Origin of the sequence: Streptococcus sp. 1449 (assembly GCF_013276805.1) — a bacterium.
Lineage (GTDB): Bacteria > Bacillota > Bacilli > Lactobacillales > Streptococcaceae > Streptococcus > Streptococcus pseudopneumoniae.
Genome location: NZ_VMLS01000082.1, coordinates 1 through 5,733 on the forward strand (window position 1 = coordinate 1; position 5,733 = coordinate 5,733).

Annotated in this window: 5 protein-coding genes; all 5 read right to left on the minus strand. The window is 38.4% G+C overall.

Annotation, left to right across the window (positions count from 1 at the left end):
- Positions 1 to 16: 16 nt before the first annotated feature.
- Positions 17 to 469 carry a YhcH/YjgK/YiaL family protein gene (locus HT687_RS10710; protein WP_000575436.1) on the minus strand — a complete coding sequence of 151 codons (453 nt, stop codon included), beginning with the start codon at positions 467 to 469 and terminating at the stop codon, positions 17 to 19.
- Positions 470 to 696: 227 nt separating this feature from the next.
- Positions 697 to 1,536 (minus strand): carbohydrate ABC transporter permease, encoded by an 840-nt coding sequence (locus tag HT687_RS10715; protein ID WP_001192006.1) that lies wholly within the window; start codon positions 1,534 to 1,536, stop codon positions 697 to 699.
- A gap of 15 nt (positions 1,537 to 1,551) precedes the next feature.
- Positions 1,552 to 2,418: a sugar ABC transporter permease gene (locus tag HT687_RS10720; protein WP_161802645.1), complete on the minus strand. Its 867-nt coding sequence runs from the start codon at positions 2,416 to 2,418 to the stop codon at positions 1,552 to 1,554.
- A gap of 251 nt (positions 2,419 to 2,669) precedes the next feature.
- The gene (locus HT687_RS10725; protein WP_023936033.1) at positions 2,670 to 3,998 is read right to left on the minus strand and encodes an ABC transporter substrate-binding protein; all 1,329 of its coding nucleotides are present in this window, start codon (positions 3,996 to 3,998) and stop codon (positions 2,670 to 2,672) included.
- Positions 3,999 to 4,121: 123 nt separating this feature from the next.
- A complete protein-coding gene (locus HT687_RS10730) occupies positions 4,122 to 5,639 on the minus strand; it encodes a PTS transporter subunit EIIC (RefSeq protein ID WP_031233535.1) in 1,518 nt (505 codons plus the stop codon).
- Positions 5,640 to 5,733: the final 94 nt, after the last annotated feature.

Below are 5,733 nucleotides of genomic sequence, written 5' to 3' on the forward strand. Positions count from 1 at the left end.
TTTGTCATCTCTATTTTTAATCAATTAAAATTTTAAACAAATACTTGCGAACTTGATCTTCCATACCTGCATAACCATTTGGTTGATGTGGCTCTCCTGGGAAGAAAATCGCAAAATTGTGATAACCCAATAAGAGTGGGTAGTGTTCATGACAATGGACAAAACCAATGTCACTTGCTTCGTCAAATGCTACTGCCTCGTCTTTGATACGTGAACCGTAGCTCGAATATTCATGCCCTTCTACCAACAAATGCAAGTCTGCATAGTTCTTGTGATGTTCAAACTGGTCATTTTCAGCTTTATTTAGGACATTTTCTTGAACAACTAGAAAGACCTTGTCACCATCAATATCATATTTTCCTAACTCGAATGAATCTTTACGATGTTCATAAAGATAATCAATTGCCTTGTCAAGATTGGGATGAATCCCTTTATAGAAGCTAATATTTTTCAAATCGTCAAAAATCATACTCTTTCCTTCGTTTCTGATAGTTAACTAAAACCATTCTTAAGTTGATAAGTGTCTGACAAAATCTCTAAGGTAAGCAAATACCCAACATTTTGTAGACACTTATAACCTCTATATTCTCTTATACTCAATGAAAATTGAAGAACAAACTAGGAAGCTAACCGCAGGCAATACTTAAGTATGGCAAGGTGACGCTGACCTAGTTTGCATTCGATTTTCGCAGAGTATTATCCTTTGACCGCTCCCATAGTAATCCCTTGTGTGAAGGATTTCTGGAAGACTAGGAAGACTGTTACAATTGGCACGGCAGCAAGGGCAGCTCCTGCCATAATCAAACCATAGTTGGTTGCCATTTCAGCCTGCATGGTCGCAACCCCAAGTGAGATGGTCAAATTGTTACGTGAAGTCAACATTACCAATTGCATGAAGTAGTCATTCCAAGTATTGATGAAGGTAAAGATTGCAAGGGCTGCAAACCCTGGTTTCACAATCGGGAAGGCTACGCTCCAGAAGGTACGAATCTCACCACAGCCATCAATCTTAGCTGATTCGAGCAATTCTGTAGGGATATTTTCACTGAATTGTTTCATGAGGAAGACCCCAAATGGCCATCCAATCAAAGGCAAAATAACTGCCCAAAGAGTGTCATGAATTCCCATGAAGTTGACGATACGTACCAATGGTACAAGGACAACTTGTTTTGGAAGCGCCATAGCAGCTATAAAGATAGCAAATAGAATGCGTTGACCATAGAAACGTTTTTTAGCCAATACATAACCTGCTAGAGATGAGGTTGCACAGACTAAGAACATGGTTACCAATGAGATAAATACTGAGTTCCACATCCATTGCAAGGCAGGGTTCTGCACCATAAGTTGTTGGAAGTTTTCCATGGTTGGCATTTTAGGGAACCATTGTGGCGGAATCATAATGGTATCAGGCTGTGACTTGAATGCCCCTGTCAAAATCCAGTAGAATGGAAAGATGAACAGCACAGTCAACAAGAGCAAAATGATTGTTGAAATAACAGTAAAGGCTGTTAATGGTTTTTTTTCTGTAGATTGCATAACTGTCTCCTTTCTTTAGTATTCTACGTCGTTTCCAAGTACTTTAAATTGAACAAAGCTTACGATCGCAATCATGACTGCCAAGAAGACACCAATGGTGTTGGCATAGCCGTATTCTGTCAATTGGAAGGCTTTTTCGTACAGGTAGTACATCAAGGTACTTGTTGAGTAGTTTGGACCACCAGATGTCAAAAGCTGAATCAAGGCGAAACACTGGAAGGAGTTAATTGTTGTGATGATTGCAATATAAAGAGTTGTTGGAAGAAGGCTTGGCCATTTAATCTTCCAGAAAACTTGAAACTCAGTTGCACCATCAACACGCGCCGCTTCAACCAGTGAATTATCAATATTCCCCATAGCAGCGATATAAAGGATGATGGGCTGACCAACTGAAGTGGTCAAGAGAATAATCATAATCGCCATCAATGCCCAGTGCTTATCACCAAGCCATGAAATGTTTTGAGTAATGATATGACTTGATTTAAGCACAAAGTTCAAGATACCTGATAGTGGATCATAGATCCATTTCCATACAACCGTTACGGCAACACTACCTGTTACAACAGGAAGGAAGAAGACAAAACGGTAGAAGGATCTGGCAATAGCATTTTGGTGATAGGTTTGCGATGCTACAAAGAGTGAGAATAGAACAACAACTGGCACAGATCCAATAACCAAAATAACTGTGTTAATCAGAGATTTTGCAAAGACAGGATCTTTAAACATACGGACATAGTTATCTAAGCCCACAAATTGGAAACTAGTCATAGAATAGTTAAAGAAACTTGTGATGAAGCCCATAATCATTGGTGCTAAAACAAAGATAATAAAGAAGAACAACACTGGTGCTAGGAAAGCATAGGAAATCACTGTTTCCCGCATACGAATTTTATTGACTTTCACAGTCGGCACCTCTCTTTCAAATAGAATAATTTTTTGACTTTCTTGAACTGTTTTAAAATCAAAATGAAATTTTTTATGATTCGCTTATGTAAGAACTTCATTTTAATTTCGTGACAGTTTCTTACATTTTAAACAAAAGCCCCCTTTTCTTACACTATCTGTGTAGAGGGAAAAGGGGGTATACACTCTTAGCTTCTTTAAAAAACTACTTTTTATAGAATAACTAAGGACTATTGTTTCATAGCTTTTTTGATTGTTTCGTTCGCTTTTTCAGTGAAGGCTTTCAAAGCGTCCGCTGGTTTTTCGTCACCATTTGATACAGATTGCAACATTGGGAACCAAAGTGTTCTCATTTCAGCAAATCCATCAATAGTGTTGTAGTATGGTGAGTAGTATTGAGTCCAGCCGCTGATTGTTTCCATGCGTTTGTCTTCATAAAGTTTTCCAAATGAAGTACGGACTGGGAAAGCACCTGTACGAACTACGTCTTTAGGTCCCCACTCTTTGTCATCTGCGATAAACTGGATGAATTTCTTAGATGCAGCGACTTTCTTGTCGTCTTTATTGTTGAATACTGCAAATCCGTTTACAAGGTATTCAAGAGCTGGTTTACCTTCGTCTGATGGGAATGGTACTTCTACTACTTCTACCTTACTTGCTTCTAACAGTTTAGCTTGGATACCATTTTGAGCTGGTGCCCAAAGGGTTGTGTAAGATGTTTGACCGTTGGCAAAGTTTTGGATATCTGCCCCACCGTCAAATTGTGAACCATTATTGAGCAAATTGTCTTTAATCCAGCCAGTTGCTTTTTCAAGACCTTTGACGAATTTAGGATCATCAGTTGTATATTTGCTAACTTTTTCATCTGTTACAGAACCGCTATAAAGGTTAGAGATAAAGGCACGTGTTCCTTGGTCTCCCCCTTGACCAGAACTGAACAATGAACCTGGTGTGTAGCCCTTGTCTTTGAGTGCTTTCAATACTTTTTCAAAATCATCAGTTGTCCAACCTTCTTTTACAAGGTTTGCCACTCCAGCATCTTCTAGCATTTTCTTGTTCATTGCCATGTAGAATGGGGCAGAACTAATTGGATACATGTAAGCCTTGTCTCCAGCTTTACTTGCTTGTATGATGTTTTCGTTATTGACATCTTTAACAAATTCATCTGTGAAAAGGTCGTTCAACTCAGCCAATTTACCATTTTTACCGTATTGGATGATACGTCCTGGTGCGTCAAAGAGTACGTCCGGAGCTGTTCCTGCTTCGATGGCTGTTGTGATTTTTTCAGGGCCTGACTTGAAGTCGATGGTTTCCAATTTCACTTTTACATCTGGATTTGCTTTTTCAAACGCTTCGATGATTGATTTTTCATAAGTTCCAACACCGTCACCAGCTTTTTCTTGGGTAAATACTGGGAATGCCCACCAAGTGATTTCTGTTTTGGCACCGTCACCACCTGATTTACCAGCATCTTTATTTCCGCCAGAATTGCCACAAGCAGCAAGACCAAGAACCGCAGCACCCGCAAGTACTGTACAAGCTAATTTTCTAAATTTCATTTGTATTCTCCTATTTTATAAGCGTATCCAACTTGGATAATGAGTTCTTTGCATTTATATACGTTTTCATTTTTTCCTACTCATCAATCACTCTCCTCTATTTTTTATTAAGTCAGTAAGTACTTAATCATCTACACCTAAAATTTCATTAATACTATTTTTATATAAGATTGCTTTTGCTCCATAGATTGCTTGAATGCCACCCTTCACTTCTAAGACATCAACTGCACCAATTTGTTTTAAAAGTGCTTTATCAACTTGATTAACTTCTTTTACAGCTACACGTAAACGTGTCACACAAGCATCTACATCTTCTATATTATTTGATCCACCCAAGGCTCTGATAATTTGTAGGCTATCCTGTTTTAAATGATCCGCAGTATTTGAAGTTGAATCTGCGGATTCAGAAATTTCTTTAGAATCTACTTCTTCTCCTCTTCCTGGCGTTAGAACGTTGAATTGAGTAATGAACCATCTAAAAATAATATAATACAAAACACTCCAAATAAGTCCAAATGGAATCTGAAGAACCCAATTCGTCTTAGCGTTCCCCTGCAAAATTCCAAATAAAGTGAAATCGATTACACCTCCTGAAAATGTGTTTCCTATTGAAATATTTAAGATGTCTGCAATAAAGAAGCTGACACCATCAAGGAATGCGTGAACAACATATAGAACCGGACTGACGAATAGAAACATAAATTCAATTGGTTCTGTAATACCGGTAATAAAAGATGTTAAAGCAACTCCAAAAAACAAACCCGCGTATTTTTTACGACGATTCTTAGGAACACTATGGTACATCGCTAAACAGGCAGCCGGTAAACCGAACATCATTGTTGAGAAACGACCTGCAAAAAACCTTGTTCCTTCTGTAAATAATCCAGAATGAGCCGAATCGGCTAATTGAGCAAAAAATATTTTTTGAGCTCCAACCACTGTTTGTCCTGCAACAGTTTCAACACCACCAAGTTCAGTATACCAAAACATAGGATAAATCATATGATGTAAGCCTACTGCTCCAGAAAGTCTCATTAAAAATCCATATAGAAAAGTTCCAATTGGACCTGCCTGAGAAATATATCCACCTGTAGAAACAAGAAGTTGTTGGAAAGGTGGCCAAATAACAAAGAAGACAAAGCCAATTAAGATAGAAGAGAACGATGTAACAATAGGAACGAAGCGTGAACCTCCAAAGAATCCTAAAGCGGAAGGTAATTGAATATTGCTATATCGGTTGTGCAAATATACGGCAACTATTCCGACAACTAATGCTCCAATAACTCCAGTATCAATTGCAGATCCTTCTGCCATAAAAAGTTTTACCAGAGCTTTGATCGTTGCAGTCATAACTAAGTAACCAGTTACTCCTGCTAACGCAGCGGTTCCTTTATCTCGTTTCGCTAAGCCAATACATAATCCCACACAGAGAAGTAGTGACAAGTTACTGAATACAACCTCTCCTGCAGAGCTCATTACTTGGAATATCGATTGAAAAATACTATTGTCTAGTATTGGATAAGTTGCTATCGTGGTTGGGTTTGAAAGTGCACCACCAATCCCCAAAAGTAGACCTGCTGCAGGAAGTATAGCTATAGGCAACATAAAAGCTTTTCCAACTTTTTGTAAAACTTTAAATATAAAACTCCCCCCCTCACATCTTATTTAAGACCAGCAACGAAGCGTTCTGTAATCTCTTTTGGTCTAGTAATAGCGCCACCAACAACGATGCCTC